Source organism: Streptomyces sp. NPDC001851, from assembly GCF_040297165.1.
In the GTDB taxonomy this organism is placed as follows: Bacteria; Actinomycetota; Actinomycetes; order Streptomycetales; family Streptomycetaceae; genus Streptomyces.
On sequence record NZ_JBEOYR010000018.1, the window covers coordinates 126,757 to 141,844 of the forward strand.

At 74.1% G+C, this 15,088-nt stretch carries 13 protein-coding genes; 11 read left to right on the top strand and 2 right to left on the bottom strand.

What is annotated here, in order from left to right; translation table 11 throughout:
* The first annotated feature begins 90 nt into the window (after positions 1–90).
* From hutU to hutI, 4 genes are all read left to right on the top strand, one after another.
* Complete coding sequence (hutU, locus tag ABT171_RS26135; RefSeq protein ID WP_351247807.1) at positions 91–1,755, top strand: urocanate hydratase; 1,665 nt, start codon at positions 91–93, stop codon at positions 1,753–1,755.
* 188 nt (positions 1,756–1,943) lie between these two features.
* Entirely contained in the window at positions 1,944–3,146 is a 1,203-nt protein-coding gene (locus ABT171_RS26140; RefSeq protein ID WP_351247809.1) for an allantoate amidohydrolase, read from the top strand.
* Positions 3,143–4,480 (top strand): formimidoylglutamate deiminase, encoded by a 1,338-nt coding sequence (locus ABT171_RS26145; RefSeq protein ID WP_503076583.1) that lies wholly within the window; start codon positions 3,143–3,145, stop codon positions 4,478–4,480. Before ABT171_RS26140 ends, ABT171_RS26145 begins: the two co-directional genes overlap by 4 nt.
* A 20-nt stretch (positions 4,481–4,500) precedes the next feature.
* Positions 4,501–5,676 (top strand): imidazolonepropionase, encoded by a 1,176-nt coding sequence (hutI, locus tag ABT171_RS26150; protein ID WP_351247811.1) that lies wholly within the window; start codon positions 4,501–4,503, stop codon positions 5,674–5,676.
* 15 nt (positions 5,677–5,691) lie between these two features.
* Here the strand turns inward: hutI and ABT171_RS26155 are convergent, their stop codons facing one another.
* Positions 5,692–7,287 carry an RICIN domain-containing protein gene (locus ABT171_RS26155; RefSeq protein WP_351247813.1) on the bottom strand — a complete coding sequence of 532 codons (1,596 nt, stop codon included), beginning with the start codon at positions 7,285–7,287 and terminating at the stop codon, positions 5,692–5,694.
* Positions 7,288–7,589: 302 nt separating this feature from the next.
* The gene (locus ABT171_RS26160; RefSeq protein WP_351247917.1) at positions 7,590–8,486 is read right to left on the bottom strand and encodes an RNA polymerase sigma factor SigF; all 897 of its coding nucleotides are present in this window, start codon (positions 8,484–8,486) and stop codon (positions 7,590–7,592) included.
* A gap of 245 nt (positions 8,487–8,731) precedes the next feature.
* Here ABT171_RS26160 and ABT171_RS26165 point away from each other — a divergent pair, with 245 nt between their 5' ends.
* The 7 genes from ABT171_RS26165 (at position 8,732) to ABT171_RS26195 (ending at position 15,055) form a co-directional block, all read left to right on the top strand.
* Positions 8,732–9,109, top strand: a complete 378-nt coding sequence (locus ABT171_RS26165) for an STAS domain-containing protein (RefSeq protein ID WP_351247815.1) — start codon at positions 8,732–8,734, stop codon at positions 9,107–9,109.
* Positions 9,110–9,423: 314 nt separating this feature from the next.
* The gene (locus tag ABT171_RS26170) at positions 9,424–9,984 is read left to right on the top strand and encodes an ATP-binding protein (protein ID WP_351247817.1); all 561 of its coding nucleotides are present in this window, start codon (positions 9,424–9,426) and stop codon (positions 9,982–9,984) included.
* A gap of 456 nt (positions 9,985–10,440) precedes the next feature.
* Positions 10,441–10,662 carry a hypothetical protein gene (locus tag ABT171_RS26175; RefSeq protein ID WP_351247819.1) on the top strand — a complete coding sequence of 74 codons (222 nt, stop codon included), beginning with the start codon at positions 10,441–10,443 and terminating at the stop codon, positions 10,660–10,662.
* Positions 10,663–10,826: 164 nt separating this feature from the next.
* Positions 10,827–11,519, top strand: a complete 693-nt coding sequence (locus ABT171_RS26180) for an LPXTG cell wall anchor domain-containing protein (RefSeq protein WP_351247820.1) — start codon at positions 10,827–10,829, stop codon at positions 11,517–11,519.
* 97 nt (positions 11,520–11,616) lie between these two features.
* Positions 11,617–12,672 carry a hypothetical protein gene (locus tag ABT171_RS26185; protein ID WP_351247822.1) on the top strand — a complete coding sequence of 352 codons (1,056 nt, stop codon included), beginning with the start codon at positions 11,617–11,619 and terminating at the stop codon, positions 12,670–12,672.
* The gene (locus ABT171_RS26190; RefSeq protein WP_351247824.1) at positions 12,669–13,775 is read left to right on the top strand and encodes a hypothetical protein; all 1,107 of its coding nucleotides are present in this window, start codon (positions 12,669–12,671) and stop codon (positions 13,773–13,775) included. The genes ABT171_RS26185 and ABT171_RS26190 overlap by 4 nt, the downstream gene beginning before the upstream one ends.
* The gene (locus tag ABT171_RS26195) at positions 13,772–15,055 is read left to right on the top strand and encodes a hypothetical protein (protein ID WP_503076584.1); all 1,284 of its coding nucleotides are present in this window, start codon (positions 13,772–13,774) and stop codon (positions 15,053–15,055) included. Before ABT171_RS26190 ends, ABT171_RS26195 begins: the two co-directional genes overlap by 4 nt.
* Positions 15,056–15,088: the final 33 nt, after the last annotated feature.

Consider the following 15,088-nt stretch of genomic DNA (forward strand, 5'->3'; position numbering starts at 1 on the left):
GGCGCGCGGACGGGTGCGGCCCGATGTATTGACTAGTTCTATTCAGGCGGACAGGATGTGAATAGACGCAGTAACAGGAGGAGGCAGACGATGTCGGGACCCCGCCCCGTACGAGCACCGCGCGGCACGGAACTCAGCGCCCTGGGATGGCAGCAGGAGGCCGCCCTGCGCATGCTGCAGAACAACCTCGACCCCGAGGTCGCCGAGCACCCCGACAAGCTCGTCGTCTACGGCGGCACCGGCAAGGCCGCCCGGGACTGGCGCTCCTTCGACGCCATGGTGCGCACCCTGAGGACCCTCAAGCAGGACGAGACCATGCTGGTCCAGTCCGGCCGCCCGGTCGGCGTCATGCAGACCCACGAGTGGGCCCCGCGTGTCCTCATCGCCAACTCCAACCTGGTCGGCGACTGGGCCAACTGGGAGGAGTTCCGCCGTCTGGAGGCCCTCGGCCTGACCATGTACGGCCAGATGACCGCCGGCTCCTGGATCTACATCGGCACCCAGGGCATCCTGCAGGGCACCTACGAGACCTTCGCCGCCGTCGCCGCGAAGAAGTTCAACGGCACCCTCGCGGGCACCATCACCCTCACCGCCGGCCTCGGCGGCATGGGCGGCGCCCAGCCCCTCGCCGTCACGATGAACGACGGCGTCGCGATCTGTATCGACTGCGACCCGCGCGCCATCGAGCGCCGCATCGAGCACCGTTACCTGGACGTCAGGGCCGACTCCCTCGACCACGCCCTCCAGCTGGCCACCGAGGCCCGCGACCAGCGGAGGCCGCTGTCCATCGGCGTCCTCGGCAACGCGGCCGAACTGGTCCCGCAGCTGCTCGCGATGAACGCCCCCATCGACATCGTCACCGACCAGACCTCCGCCCACGACCCGCTGGCCTACCTGCCGGTGGGCGTGGCCTTCGAGGACATGGCCGACGCCGCCGCGAAGGACCCGGCCGGCTTCACCACGCGCGCCCGCGAGTCCATGGCCAGGCACGTCGAGGCCATGGTCGGCTTCATGGACGCCGGCGCCGAGGTGTTCGACTACGGCAACTCCATCCGTGGTGAGGCCCAACTGGCCGGATACGACCGGGCGTTCGCCTTCCCCGGCTTCGTGCCGGCCTACATCCGCCCGCTCTTCTGCGAGGGCAAGGGCCCCTTCCGCTGGGCCGCCCTGTCCGGCGACCCCGCCGACATCGCCAAGACCGACAAGGCGATCCTGGAGCTGTTCCCGGAGAACGAGTCCCTGGCCCGCTGGATCAAGATGGCCGGCGAGCGCGTCCACTTCCAGGGTCTGCCCGCGCGTATCTGCTGGCTCGGCTACGGCGAGCGCGACAAGGCCGGTGAGCGCTTCAACGACATGGTGGCCTCCGGTGAGCTGGCGGCTCCGCTGGCGATCGGCCGCGACCACCTGGACTGCGGGTCGGTGGCCTCGCCGTACCGCGAGACCGAGGCGATGCTCGACGGGTCCGACGCGATCGCCGACTGGCCGCTGCTGAACGCGATGGTCAACGTGGCTTCCGGTGCGTCGTGGGTGTCCCTCCACCACGGTGGCGGCGTCGGGATGGGACGGTCCATCCACGCCGGTCAGGTGACCGTGGCCGACGGCACGAAGCTGGGTGGCGAGAAGATCCGGCGCGTTCTCACCAACGACCCGGGTATGGGCGTCATCCGGCATGTGGACGCGGGGTACGACATCGCGGAGTCGGTTGCGCAGGAGCGGGGGGTTCGGGTGCCGATGCGTGAGGGTGACGGCGCGTGACCCAGGACCAGGTCGGGCACAGCGGCAACTCTCCGGTGGGGGCTGAGGCCCCGTCGCCGGGTACGGGTCCGGCTGTGCCCACCGGCCCCCAGTCTCGGCTTCGCTCGACCGGGGGGACCCCCATCGCCCCGCGGAACGACTGCCCACAGCCTGTACGGCCTGCCCCGAGCGCCCCCTCCTTCCACGAGATGTGGCGCGAGCTGCTCCCCGTCGGGCGGCACCCCGACTCCGGCGGCTACCGCCGCTATGCCTGGACCGGGGCCGACGCCGACTGCCGGGCCTGGTTCGAGCAGCAGGCCGAACACCGCGGGCTGGCCTACGAAGTCGACCGGAACGGCAACCAGTGGGCCTGGCTCGGTGACCCCGCTGCCGGGGACGCCGTCGTCACCGGGTCCCACCTGGACTCCGTGCCCGACGGGGGTGCCTTCGACGGTCCGCTCGGCGTGGTGTCCTCCTTCGCGGCTCTCGACGAACTGCGCGGCAGGGGAGTGCGGTTCACCAGGCCCCTCGCCATCGTCAACTTCGGGGACGAGGAAGGGGCCCGGTTCGGGCTCGCCTGTGTCGGCTCCCGGCTCACCGCCGGGCAGCTGACCGTCGAGCAGGCCCACCGGCTCACCGACGGCGACGGGATCACGCTCCCGCAGGCGATGGAGGCCGCCGGGTACGACCCCGAGGGCATCGGGGCCGACCCCGAGCGGCTGGCCCGGATCGGCGCCTTCGTCGAGCTGCACGTCGAGCAGGGGCGGGCCCTGGACCTGTCCGGGGACCGGGTGGGCGTCGCCAGCGCCATCTGGCCGCACGGCCGCTGGCGGTTCGACTTCCGGGGCGAGGCCAACCACGCCGGCACCACCCGGCTGGTCGACCGGCGCGACCCGATGCTGTCCTACGCCGAGACCGTGCTCGCCGCCCGCCGCGAGGCCGAACTCGCCGGTGCCGTCGCCACCTTCGGGAAGATCGCGGTGGAGCCCAACGGGGTGAACGCGATTCCCTCCCTGGTGCGCGGGTGGCTCGACTCCCGCGCCGCCGACCAGGAGACCCTGGACACGGTGGTCGGGGCAGTGGAGAAGGCCGCACGCGAGTACGCCGACGCCCACGGCATCGACCTGGACATCGTGCGCGAGTCCTTCACGCCGGTCGTGGAGTTCGATCACGCGCTGCGCGACGAACTCGGCCGCCTCCTCGGCAAGGACACCGGCCTGAAGGTGCCCGTCCTGGGGACCGGCGCGGGACACGACGCCGGAATCCTCTCCGGGAGCATTCCCACCGCCATGCTGTTCGTGCGCAACCCCACCGGTGTCTCGCACTCCCCGGCCGAGTTCGCCGCCGAGGACGACTGCGTGGCCGGGGTGCACGCGCTCGCCGACGTACTGGAAGGGCTGGCCTGCAGGTGACCGAGCGGACCTACTGGTTGGAGCACGCCTGGCTCGGCACGAACGTCGAGCCGGGGGTCGTGATAGAGGTGGCGGACGGCCGGATCGGCGCCGTCCGCACCGGCGTCCCCGTCCCGCCGCCCGGTGCCGAGGTGCTGCGCGGGCTCACCCTTCCGGGGCTCGCCAACGCCCACAGCCACGCCTTCCACCGGGCGCTGCGCGGCACCGTCCAGGTCGGCTCCGGAACCTTCTGGACCTGGCGTGAGGTGATGTACTCCGTCGCCGGCCGGCTGACGCCGGACACCTACCACGCCCTGGCGCGCGCGGTGTACGCCGAGATGGCCCTGGCCGGCGTCACCGTCGTCGGCGAGTTCCACTACGTGCACCACGCGCCCGGCGGCACCCCCTACGCCGACCCGAACGCCATGGGCGAGGCGCTGATGGACGCCGCCGCCGAGGCCGGCATCCGGATCACCCTCCTCGACACCTGTTACCTGTCGGCCGGCTTCGGTGAGGCCCCCAACGACCACCAGCTGCGCTTCTCCGACGGCAGCGCGGAGGCCTGGGCCGAACGCTGTGCAGTTCTCAAGGAGCGGGATCACGCGCGGATCGGGGCGGCGATCCACTCCGTACGGGCCGTGCCCGCCGGGCAGTTGGCGACCGTCGCCGGGTGGGCCGAGGAGCGGCGGGCGCCGCTGCATGTGCACCTGTCGGAGCAGACGGCCGAGAACGACGCCTGCCTCGCCGCGCACGGCTGCACGCCCACCCGGCTGCTCGCCGACCACGGTGTCCTCGGCGCGCGCACCACCGGTGTGCACAACACCCACCTCACCGACGAGGACATCGCCCTGCTCGGCGGCTCCCGCACCGGCACCTGCATGTGCCCGACGACCGAGCGGGACCTCGCCGACGGCATCGGCCCGGCCGTCGCCCTGCAGCGGGCCGGCTCACCGCTCTCCCTCGGCTCCGACAGCCACGCCGTCATCGACCTGCTCGAAGAGGCGCGCGCGATGGAACTGGACGAGCGGCTGCGCACCCGCACCCGGGGCCACTGGACCGCCGCCGCCCTGCTGCGGGCCGCCACCGCCGACGGTCACGCCGCCCTCGGCTGGGACGAGGCCGGCACCCTGGAGACCGGCGCCCTCGCCGACTTCACCACGATCGCCCTCGACTCGGTCAGGACAGCGGGCCCGCTGCCCCGGCTGGGCGCGGAGACGGCCGTCTTCGCGGCGACGGCAGCGGACGTACGGCATACGGTCGTGGGCGGCCGGCAGGTCGTACGCGACGGGGCGCACACCCTCGTACCCGATGTGCCGCAAGCTCTCGCGCGGGCGGTCGAAGCCCTCCGCGCCTGACGACCACCCACGAGGACACCATGAGCAGCAGCACCGTCATCACCAACATCGCCACGCTGGTCACCAACGACCCCTCCCTCGGTGACGGCTCCCCCCTCGGCCTGATCCAGGACGCGGCCGTCGTCATCGACGGCGACCGCGTCGCGTGGACCGGTGAATCCAGCAAAGCACCCGCCACTGACAATCGGGTCGACGCGGGCGGCCGGGCGGTGCTGCCGGGCTTCGTGGACTCCCACTCGCACCTGGTCTTCGCCGGAGACCGCACCCAGGAGTTCAACGCCCGCATGTCCGGCCGTTCCTACACGGCGGGCGGCATCCGCACCACGGTCGCCGCCACCCGCGCCGCGACGGACGCGGAACTGGAGGCCAACCTCACCCGTTACCTCGACGAGGCCCTCCGCCAGGGCACCACCACCTTCGAGACCAAGTCGGGCTACGGCCTCACGGTCGAGGACGAGTCCCGCGCGCTGCGGATCGCCGCACAGCACACCGACGAGGTGACCTACCTCGGCGCGCACATCGTCTCCCCGGACTACGCCGGTGACCCGGCCGCCTATGTCGCCCTGGTCACCGGCGAGATGCTGGACGCGTGCGCGCCGCACGCCCGCTGGATCGACGTCTTCTGCGAGAAGGGCGCCTTCGACGGCGACCAGGCCCGCGCGATCCTCACCGCCGGCAAGGCGAAGGGCCTGCACCCGCGCATCCACGCCAACCAGCTCTCCTACGGCCCCGGTGTCCAGCTCGCCGTCGAGCTGGACGCGGCCAGCGCCGACCACTGCACGCACCTCACGGACGCGGACGTGGACGCCCTGGCGAACGGCGGCACGGTGGCCACGCTCCTGCCCGGCGCCGAGTTCTCCACCCGCGCCGAGTGGCCCGACGCCCGCCGGCTGCTGGACGCGGGCGTCACCGTCGCCCTGTCCACGGACTGCAACCCGGGCTCGTCCTTCACCTCCTCCGTGCCCTTCTGCATCGCCCTGGCCGTCCGCGACATGCGGATGACCCCGGACGAAGCGGTCTGGTCGGCCACGGCGGGCGGCGCGGCGGCCCTGCGCCGCACCGACATCGGCCGCCTCACCCCCGGCGCCCGCGCGGACCTGACCCTCCTGGACGCCCCCAGCCACGTCCACCTCGCCTACCGCCCGGGCGTGCCGCTGGTGACCGGGGTGTGGCGGCGCGGGGTGCGGGTGGTGTGACGGGCGGTCCGCCGGTCACCTCGCCCCGGCCCGCCACCGCTGGCCGCCGCTGTCGTCCAGCGGCCGCAGGGCCACCCCGTGCCGGCCGTCCGGGGTCACCGCCGTCTCGATGGCGATGTCCGGGCGGATCGTGCCGTCGGCGTCGATGGTGAAGCGCAGGTTGTCGCCGTTGTCGCTGTAGACCGCGTCGCACTCCCAGATGCCGACGCCCCGGTCGACCGAGCCCCGGCTGTCCAGGCAGAAGCGGTCGTCGGCTGCCGAGCGGAGCACGCCCAGGTAGGGGTCGAAGCGCCAGCGCTGGGTGCCGGCGGAGGAACAGGGGGCCGTGATGACGTCGTTGCCCTCGGACAGGTCGCCGTAGCGGATGTCCAGGCAGCGGCCCGTCGCCAGGTTCACCACCTGGGTGAAGGAGGTGCCGGGGGGTGCGAAGGACGGCGTCGGCCGGGGGGCGGTGGTGTGCCGCGGGGGTGTGGCCGTCGGGCGGGCCGGACTCCGTGCCGCGGAAGGGGACGTGGACGGGGACGCCGACGGCCGGGGCGACGGGGATGCCGAGGGGGACTTCGTCGGGGAGGCCGTCGGGGACGGAGTGACGGAGACCGTCGCCGTCACCGTCACCGGGGGAGGCTCGGGCGTCGCGGCCGTCGGCTGTGCGTCGTCGCCGTGCGCCGGGCTGAGCAGGAGCACCAGCAGCGGAGTCAGGGCCACGCCCAGCGCCGCCGAGGCCAGCAGGACGCGCCGCCGGGGCGGCCAGGCCGCCCGTACGGCAGGCGGTTCGGGGACGGCCGGCGACTCCTCGGCGCGGATGCGGGCGCGCAGGTACGCCGTTCCGTTCCACGGCAGCAGCCCCTCCGCCAGGGTCTGCCGGGGCGCGTCCCGCAGGTCCCGCAGCTCCTCGAACGCGGCCGTGCAGTGCGGGCAGCGGGCCATGTGGGCGTCCAGGTCGGTGCTGCGGCGCGGCCCGTCCGGCCGTACCGCCTCCTCGATCAGCCGCCGGAAGTCGGCGCAGCGCGGATCGTCGGAGGCGGCGAGGCGCCCGCGCAGGCAGGCCTGGTCGAGCGCCGTGAGGGCCTGCGGGGTGCCGTAGGCCACATCGGCGCGGCTCAGCCCGAGCAGGGCGGCGGTCCGCTCCTGCGGCTCCTCCTCCAGCACGGCGTACCAGATCAGGCCCTGGGTGCGGGACGGCAGCGACTGGAACGCGGGCAGCAGGGACGGGGTGGGGCCGTCGGGGAGGCCGGAGGTGTTCAGGACCAGCAGCAGTCCGGGGTCGAGGCCGGTGGCGCGCTCGTCGCGGGCCCACACGGCCGCCAGCCCGGCGGTCAGCAGCAGGAGCCGGTGGCGCAGCGGGACGGCCGGCTCGACCCCTCGGGCCGCCTCGCGGACCACTGTGGTGACGGCCTCGGCCGCCAGCCGGCGGGCGGCGGACTCGCTCGCGGCGCACAGCCGGGCGTAGGCCAGTACCGCCGGGTGGTGCCGGCGGCGCAGTTCCTGCAGCGCGGGGTACGCCGTCGCGGCGGGAGAGCGCAGCAGCCCGGTCAGCCGGGCGTCGGGTATGTCCTCGTATTCCCCGCCCTCCTCGGTCCCGCCCGTCCCGGCCCCTTCCCCCTGCGCCATCGTTCTGCCTCCTCGCACCACCGGGCGGCCGCGCCGTTGCGGCCCCGGCCGGGCCGACCAGCCGGTATGGGGGGCCATAGTGGCCGAGGGGGACGGCGGGGAAAAGAGGTTTCCGCGGGTAACCGCATAACGGTTGGGACGCGGGCCGGAGTTGGGCCGGAACGGCGGCGGGATCCGGGAATGGCCGCACGGACCGTGGATACCCGCGCACCCGGCGAGATGGGTCGCGGCACGCAGGGGAGCGGCCCGGCACCGACGGCCGGGCCGCTCCCCGTGGTGTCACCGCGGCGGCGGTCCGCCGGTCACTCCTCCAGCGTCAGCCCCTTGCGCAGCCGCACCAGCGTGCGCGACAGCAGCCGGGAGACGTGCATCTGGGAGATGCCGAGCTCCTCGCCGATCTCCGACTGGGTCATGTTCGCCACGAAACGCAGGGAGAGGATCTTCCGGTCCCGTTGCGGGAGTTCGGCGATCAGCGGCTTGAGGGACTCGATGAACTCGATCCCCTCCAGACCGTGGTCCTCGTACCCGATGCGGTCCGCGAGCGCGCCCTCGGTCTCGTCCTCCTCGGGCTGGGCGTCCAGCGAGGAGGCGGTGTAGGCGTTCGAGGCGGCCATGCCCTCGACGACCTCCTCCCGGGAGATGCCGAGCTTCTCGGCCAGTTCCGCGACCGTCGGCGCGCGGTCCAGCCGCTGGGCGAGCTCGTCCCCGGCCTTGGCCAGGTCCAGGCGCAGCTCCTGCAGTCTGCGCGGCACGCGCACGGACCACGAGGTGTCGCGGAAGAAACGCTTGATCTCGCCGATGATGGTCGGCATCGCGAAGGTGGGGAACTCCACTCCGCGGGCGAGCTCGAAACGGTCGATCGCCTTGATCAGGCCGATGGTGCCGACCTGGATGATGTCCTCCATCGGCTCGCTGCGGGAGCGGAAGCGGGAGGCGGCGAACTTGACGAGCGCGAGGTTCAGCTCGACGAGGGTGTTGCGGACGTACGAGTACTCGTGCGTCCCTTCCTCCAGCGACTCCAGGCGCTCGAAGAGGGTCTTGGACAGGGCCCGCGCGTCGACCGGGCCGATCTCGTCGTACGGGGGGATCTCCGGGAGTCCCTCGAAGGCGTCGAGGGCGTCGATGGGATGATCCAGTTGTTCCGGTGGGGGTGTCGACGTCGCGATCGGGGTATGCGATGCGTCGAGCCGGGGTGACATGGTGTCCTCCATCGTTCTCGGCATATGGCTGCCGAAGCCGTGCGTGCACTGCGGTGTGCGGCGCCTCCAAAGCCGGCGTGTAGCGGTAGGTGTCCTTACTAGCCCTACCCGCTTCACCGAGACGATCGCAAGTGCGTTCTGTTCGTGTATGTCCGGTTCTGTGAAGTTCTTCGGGTGCCGGAGTGTGCAGGGAAGGCGTAATGTTCGAGAGCAGTCAGCGTCCACGACCTCGGGAGAGAGACGGCATGGACCACGGGACGGTCGGCAGCGCACAGTCGGGCCGGCTTCTGGTGGAGGTGCGGGAAGAGGGCTCCAGCGCCGTTGTGACACCGGCGGGAGAACTCGACCACCACACCGCCGATCTTTTGCGTGAGCCCCTCGACGACCTTCTGGCCAAGGGCTTCTCACGCCTCGTCGTGGACTGCTCGCGCCTGGAGTTCTGCGACTCCACGGGCCTGAACGTCCTGCTCGGCGCCCGGCTGAAGGCGGAGGCCGCCGGCGGCGGGGTCCATCTGGCCGGCATGCAGCCGGTGGTCGCCCGGGTGTTCGAGATCACCGGTGCCGAGGCGGTCTTCACCGTCCACGACTCCGTGGCGGCGGCCCTGGTCGACGGCGCCGACTGAGCCCGCCGCCCCCGCCCTCCCGTGTGCCGCCGGCCCCAGGCGTTGCGTTCGTCACGCCGAAGACGGGGGTGTCGGGCCGGATCGGCCGGGCAGGAGAGGGCAGGAGGAGCGGGAGACCCCCGACGACCGCCGGCCCCCCGGACCGCCCCGGGACCGGCGAAACGACTGGACGGGACGTACGTGCGACGGACGGGTGAGCAGCACACCCCGCGGGCGGCGGGCGGACGCCGGGCGGATGACCTACGGACCGGCCGGCACCGACCGGTGCCGGCCTTTTGAATCGTGAACTGGTGAATCGGTGAGGTGAAGCGCTGATGAGCACCACCCGGCCTTACTCGCCGGGCGACCGCGGCCCGGAGCCCAGCGGCGCTTCCGGGGCGTCCGAGAACGGCGCGCCGACCGCAGGCGTGCCCACGGGGGCAGCCGCACCGTCCGGAGCCGCCGGCGGCACTCAGGGCACCGGCGGACCGCAGGTCCGCAGACTCGGCCTGCGCGGCGCGAGCGGGGTCGTCCCGCTCGCCCGCGACTTCGCCCGCCAGGCGCTGTACGCCTGGGGCTGGCTGCCCGCCGCCGGCGCCGACCAGCGGGCCGCCGCCGAGGACGTGCTGCTCGTCGTCTCCGAGCTGGTCACCAACGCCTGCCTGCACGCGGAGGGGCCCGACGAACTGCTCCTGGCCTGCGACAACAAGGTGATCCGGGTGGAGGTCTCGGACCGCGGCACCGGCCAGCCGGCGCCCCGCACCCCGCACCGCGCCGGCCGCCCCGGCGGCCACGGCATGTTCATCGTGCAGCGGCTGTGCCTGGACTGGGGCGTCGTCCGCGCGGCGGGCCGGCCGGGCAAGACGGTGTGGGCGGAGCTGGGCGCACCGGCGTAGGCCGTCGGGCTCCCGGGCGCAGGCCCTGGGGCACCCGCGTGCAGTGCATCAGGGCCCGTCCGTACGGGGCGCGTGGACATCAGGTTTCCGCCGGGTACGGCACGGCCTGCCCTGGGCGCAACGCGCTGACGGAGACAAGCAGTCCGGGGCCGGCGAGCCGAGCGAGCCGCCACCCGCTGTGAAGGCGGCCTCGCACCCCGGTGTGCATCCCCTCACGGGCGCGGGCCACCCGGCCCGCGGACTGGGCGGCGGCCCCGCGCGAACCGCTGGCCCGCGCCGAGGAGTTGGCCGCCGGCCTGGGCCTGCACCACCGGGTCACCCGGCTCGCCGCCGGGTCGCCCGGCTCGCCACCGGCTCACCCGGCTCGCCACCGGGGACACCGGCGCCGCCCAGGCGAACACGTACGGCGTCGAGGTCTGGCTGGCCGGCCTGGGCGCCTGCGCGGAGGTCGGCTCGGTGTCGAACGCCCGCGACTGCCAGGCCCGGCGCGGCGGCATCCGCTACCGCCCGGCCGCCGGCGGCAGGACGGCCTGCGTGCACACCCCGAACGTCTCGGGCCTGGCCACCGGCCGTCTGGTGCCGGCCCTGCTGGAGCAGCGCCAGCGGCCCGGCGGCGGCGTCGCCGTGCCCGGGGTGCTGCGGCGCCGGGGCCTGCCGGAGGTGCCGCGCAGGCCCTGACCCCGCTGCCCGGCCTCCACTCCAGCCACCCGTCACACATGCCGGATCACCACAACTCCGGCGTGTGCCGCGTCTTCCCTCCTCGCGACGCCGGGCGTACCTTGACGGCCGAATCTGATACGCCGTCAGGAAGTGTCGCCGCAAAGGATTGGGGTGGACCGATCGTGTCGTACCCGAAACGCACCGCCGCGCTCGCGTCCGCCGCGGCCCTGGCCGGCTCGGCGGTACTGCTGTCCGCGCCGGCCGCCCACGCCGACGTGGTCGACGTCAACTACCGCTGTCAGACCCCGATCGGCGTCAAGAGCGCCGTCTCGCCCATCGACATCAAGGGCGTCAAGAACGGCAGCGGCTACACCCTCACCATGTCCTGGCGGAAGGGCGTCTCCTCCAGCCCCGTCGAGCTGGGCAAGGGCGCGATGACACCGAGCGCGAGCATCCGGCTCGGCGGCGCCGACAGCGGCACACTGCCGGTCAGCGGGCCCCCCAACGCGGCCGCGATCCCCGCCAACACCCCGATCAGGATCAGCGACTTGAGCGGTACGTACACGCCTAAGAGGACCGGCAAGGTCACCTTCACCCCGAGCACGCTCATCATCAAGGCGCTCGGTACGACGACGACCTGCACGCCGGCCAACAGCCCCAAGCCGGGGCTCACGCTGGACGTGACCGCGGCAGGCGGCTCGTCGTCGGCCTCGTCGTCGGCGTCCTCCGGCGGCTCCGCCACCGGCGGAACACTCCCGCAGACCGGCCCCGGGGACTCCGCCATCGCCCTCGGCACGCTCGGCGGCACGGTGCTCCTCGCCGGCACGGCGGGCGTGCTCTGGCTGACCCGGCGGGGGCAGACGGTGCGGCGTTGAGGTGCGGGCCCGCCGGAGCTGCTCCCCGCCCAACCCCGCGAACCGAGGCCCCACTCACCCCGGGGCCACCGCACCCCAGGCCCCGCTGGAGCCGCCCATGCCGTCCGCCGCCCGCGCCCTGACCCGCCGCCCCCGCCCGCCCCGGGCGCGCGCCCTGCTGCCCGCGGCCCTGTGCCTGTGCGCCGCGCTCGGCACTGTGCTGGGCGCCGCGCCAGGCGCCTCGGCCGCCGCGGGCTGGTCCGCCGCGCCCGCGGGCGGCGGACGCCCGTCCTTCTACGCCGAGGGCACGCCCGGGACGGTGCTGCAGGACACGGTGTCCGTCACCAATCCCGGACGGGCGCCGGTCGTCGTACGGCTGTCCGGTACCGGCCTGCGGACCGTCTTCGCCGAGCGGGCCGGGAAGGGGATACGCGTCCCGGCCCGCACCCGCGCCGAGGTGCCCTTCACGGTGAGCGTGCCGGCCGGGGCGGCACCCGGCGACCGCTCCGGTGCCGTCGTCGCACGGGACACCCGGGGGCGTACGGCGACCGTCCCGGTCCGGCTGCGCGTGGGCGGCCCCGCGCTCGCCGCGCTGACCGTCGAGCACCTCTCCGTGCACGCCGACCGCATCACGTACGAGCTGGTCAACCGCGGTACGACCGTCCTCGTGCCGAGGGTCGCCGTGCGGGCCGACGGCGTCCTCGGCCGGGTCCTGGACCGCGCACCCCGCACCCTCCCCGTCCGCCTGCGCCCCGGTGCGCGCCTGAGGCTCGCCGAGCCCTGGCCCGACCGGCCCGCGCTGGACGCCGTCGACGTACGCCTGACGGTGACGGCCCCGGGCGGAGCCCAGGACACGGCGACCGCCACGGCACACTTCGTGCCGTGGCCGCCGCCGTCGATCACCGCCGGCGCCCTGCTGCTGACCACCGGCGCCCTGCTCGCCGCACGCCGGTACCGCCGCCGTACGCCGTCCGGCGCACCGGCCCCCGACGGCCTGCTGTCCGGCCTCCCGGCGCCCGACGGTCCGGCGGGCGTGGCCCCGGCACCGGACCGCCCGGCACCGGACCGCCCGGCACCCGGGACCCCGACGAGCAGGACGGGCGGCGGGGCGGAGGGCGGGGGTGAGGGCGGGCCTTGTGGTGGTGGTGCGTTGACGGAAGGGGCGGTGAAGTGACCGGGAAGGCACGGGCTCTGCGGCTGTCGGCGGTGGCGGTGGCGGTGGTGCTCGCCCTGTTCGTGGTGCCGTTCCCGGGGCGGGCGGCGGCTGCGGCGGGCGGGCCGGTGGTGACGTTGTCCGCGTCACAGGGGGGCGCGGGCGGAGCGGTCACCGTCGAAGGCAGTGGCTGGCGGTCGCACACACTGCTGATGGTGTTGGTGTGTGGACGGGCCACACCGTCCCGGGGTGTCATCGGCGGCACCAACTCCTGCGCCAACGGCGACGGCCGCGCCGTGACCACCGACGCCCGGGGCCGCTTCAGCCGGAGGCTCCCGGTCGCCGAACCGCCCGTACCGTGCCCCTGTGTGGTGCACGTGGCCACCGTCACCGGCGCCGGGGCGCAGGCGGACGCCGTCCTGCGGGTCGCCGGACACCCCGTCGCCCCGCTGCCCGCCGACCAGTCCGGGGGCCGGCTGGCGATCCTCTCCGACACCCGGCTGACCGGGTCGAGCGGACCGCTCACCTGGTTCGGGGCACCACCGAGCCGCACCCTGGTCTTCACCGTCGGCAACACCGGCCCGGGCGTGATCAAGGACCCGGTCTTCCAGGTCGGCTCCGCGCACGGCGTCTTCGCCCCGCAGTGGGACGACCGGCAGTGGCACGGCACCCTGGCGCCCGGCGGACGCGCCGAGGTCAGCCTGCCGGTCGAACTGTCCGCCGGAGCGCACGGCGACTACACGGTGTCCCTGAAGTACGACGGCAAGGTCCTCGCCGAACAGCCGTGGGGCGTGGGCCGCCCCTGGGGCGTGACGCTGTTCTGGATCCTGCTCTGCCTGGTGGTCCCGGCCGCGCTGTTCCGCATCGGCATGGCCGTGGTGGACCGGGTACGGCCGCGCCGGCCGGGCGGTTCCCGGGGCGGCGGCCGCAGGCTGTCCCGGCCCGCCGCCCTGCGGCTGCCGCTGTCGCGCTCCCGCACCCCCGCACCGCCGCCCCCCACGCACGCGGCCCTGCCGTGGTTCACCCCGGACTCCGTCCCGGGCGACCCGGCCGGCCGGCTCTCCGCACCGCACACCGACAGCCCGTCGAGTCCTACGACTCCCACCCCGAAGGGACCCACGTGAGCATCCGAAGGAGAGGAACGGCCGCGGGCACCGCGCTGGCGCTGAGCGGTGCGGGCGTCCTGCTGGGCCTCGCCGCGAGCCCCGCGCAGGCGGCCGAGGTGTCGTACGCCACCCACTGCGTGCCGCCGGCGGGCATCAGCCCCGTCGACGGCACCACGAAGGTCGAGATCACCGCGCCGGCCACGGCGAAGGTCGGTGACACCGTGGACGTCGTGTGGAAGTTCGTCCGGGCCGCGTCCAAGAACCCCGACCTCATCGACCTGCCCGCCAACTCGGTCCAGCCGTCCGGCGTGCTGAAGGCGGCCGGGGCGCAGACCGCCGGCATCGCGATGCAGGGGACGCGTACGAACCCCGCGATCCCCAAGGGCGGCGACATGGTGCTGTCCGACATGAAGGGCAGCCTGAAGCTGACGGCGGCCGGTGCGGTGACGCTGACGCCGGACGCGTACACCGTCAACGCGATGTCGACGGACACCCGCTGCACGCCGAAGGAGACCGTGCGGAAGGCGGCGACGATCCGGGTGACGGGTGGCGGCGGCACGTCGAGCAGTACGCCGACCCGGTCGGCGACCCCGACGCGGTCGAGCACCCCCACCCGTTCGGCGACGCCCACGGCCACCGCGACCGGCGGCAGCGGACAGACCGACTTCACCGGCAGGGAGGTGCAGATCCCCTACGCCTGCAAGACCCCGATCGGCGACAAGAACGCGACCTCGCCGGTGCAGATCAACGCGAGGAGGAACGGCGGGAGCTTCGGCCTCACCGTGCAGTTCAAGAAGTCGGTGATGAACAGCCCCGCCGACATCCCGAAGGACTCCGTGAAGCCGTCCATGGAGGTGGTGCTGGGCGGCGCCGACAAGGGCACCGTGCATGTGGAGGGACCGGCCAACGCCAACCCCGTCAAGTCCGGCGACCCGATCGAGATCCCCGACCTCACCGGCACCTACAAGCCCGGCGCGAGCGGCAGTTCGACGCTGTCCCCGGGCGTCCTGACGATCAAGGCCCTCGGCACGACCACCACGTGCACACCGACCAGGACCGAGGTCTCGCTCACGCTGGACACCAGCCGGCAGCCGGGCGGGGCGGCGGGCGGCACGTCCACCTCCGGCGGTTCGGCGAGCGGCGGCACGGCAGGCACCGGCGGCAGCGGCTCCGGCGGCCTCGCCGAGACCGGCGCGGGCGACCACGGCGCCCTCAAGGCCCTCGGCCTGGTGGCGGGCACGGCGATCCTGCTGGGCGGCGCGGTGTTCACGTTCATGCCGGGACGAAGGACACGCTAGCTCCGGAGGGACGAAGGAGGGCCACCGCGTCCG

Coding starts and splice junctions, on each gene's coding strand:
- hutU (WP_351247807.1), top strand. CDS start 91: ATGTCGGGACCCCGCCCCGTACGAGCACCGCGCGGCACGGAACTCAGC.
- ABT171_RS26140 (WP_351247809.1), top strand. CDS start 1,944: ATGTGGCGCGAGCTGCTCCCCGTCGGGCGGCACCCCGACTCCGGCGGC.
- hutI (WP_351247811.1), top strand. CDS start 4,501: ATGAGCAGCAGCACCGTCATCACCAACATCGCCACGCTGGTCACCAAC.
- ABT171_RS26155 (WP_351247813.1), bottom strand. CDS start 7,287: ATGGCGCAGGGGGAAGGGGCCGGGACGGGCGGGACCGAGGAGGGCGGG.
- ABT171_RS26160 (WP_351247917.1), bottom strand. CDS start 8,486: ATGTCACCCCGGCTCGACGCATCGCATACCCCGATCGCGACGTCGACA.
- ABT171_RS26165 (WP_351247815.1), top strand. CDS start 8,732: ATGGACCACGGGACGGTCGGCAGCGCACAGTCGGGCCGGCTTCTGGTG.
- ABT171_RS26170 (WP_351247817.1), top strand. CDS start 9,424: ATGAGCACCACCCGGCCTTACTCGCCGGGCGACCGCGGCCCGGAGCCC.
- ABT171_RS26185 (WP_351247822.1), top strand. CDS start 11,617: ATGCCGTCCGCCGCCCGCGCCCTGACCCGCCGCCCCCGCCCGCCCCGG.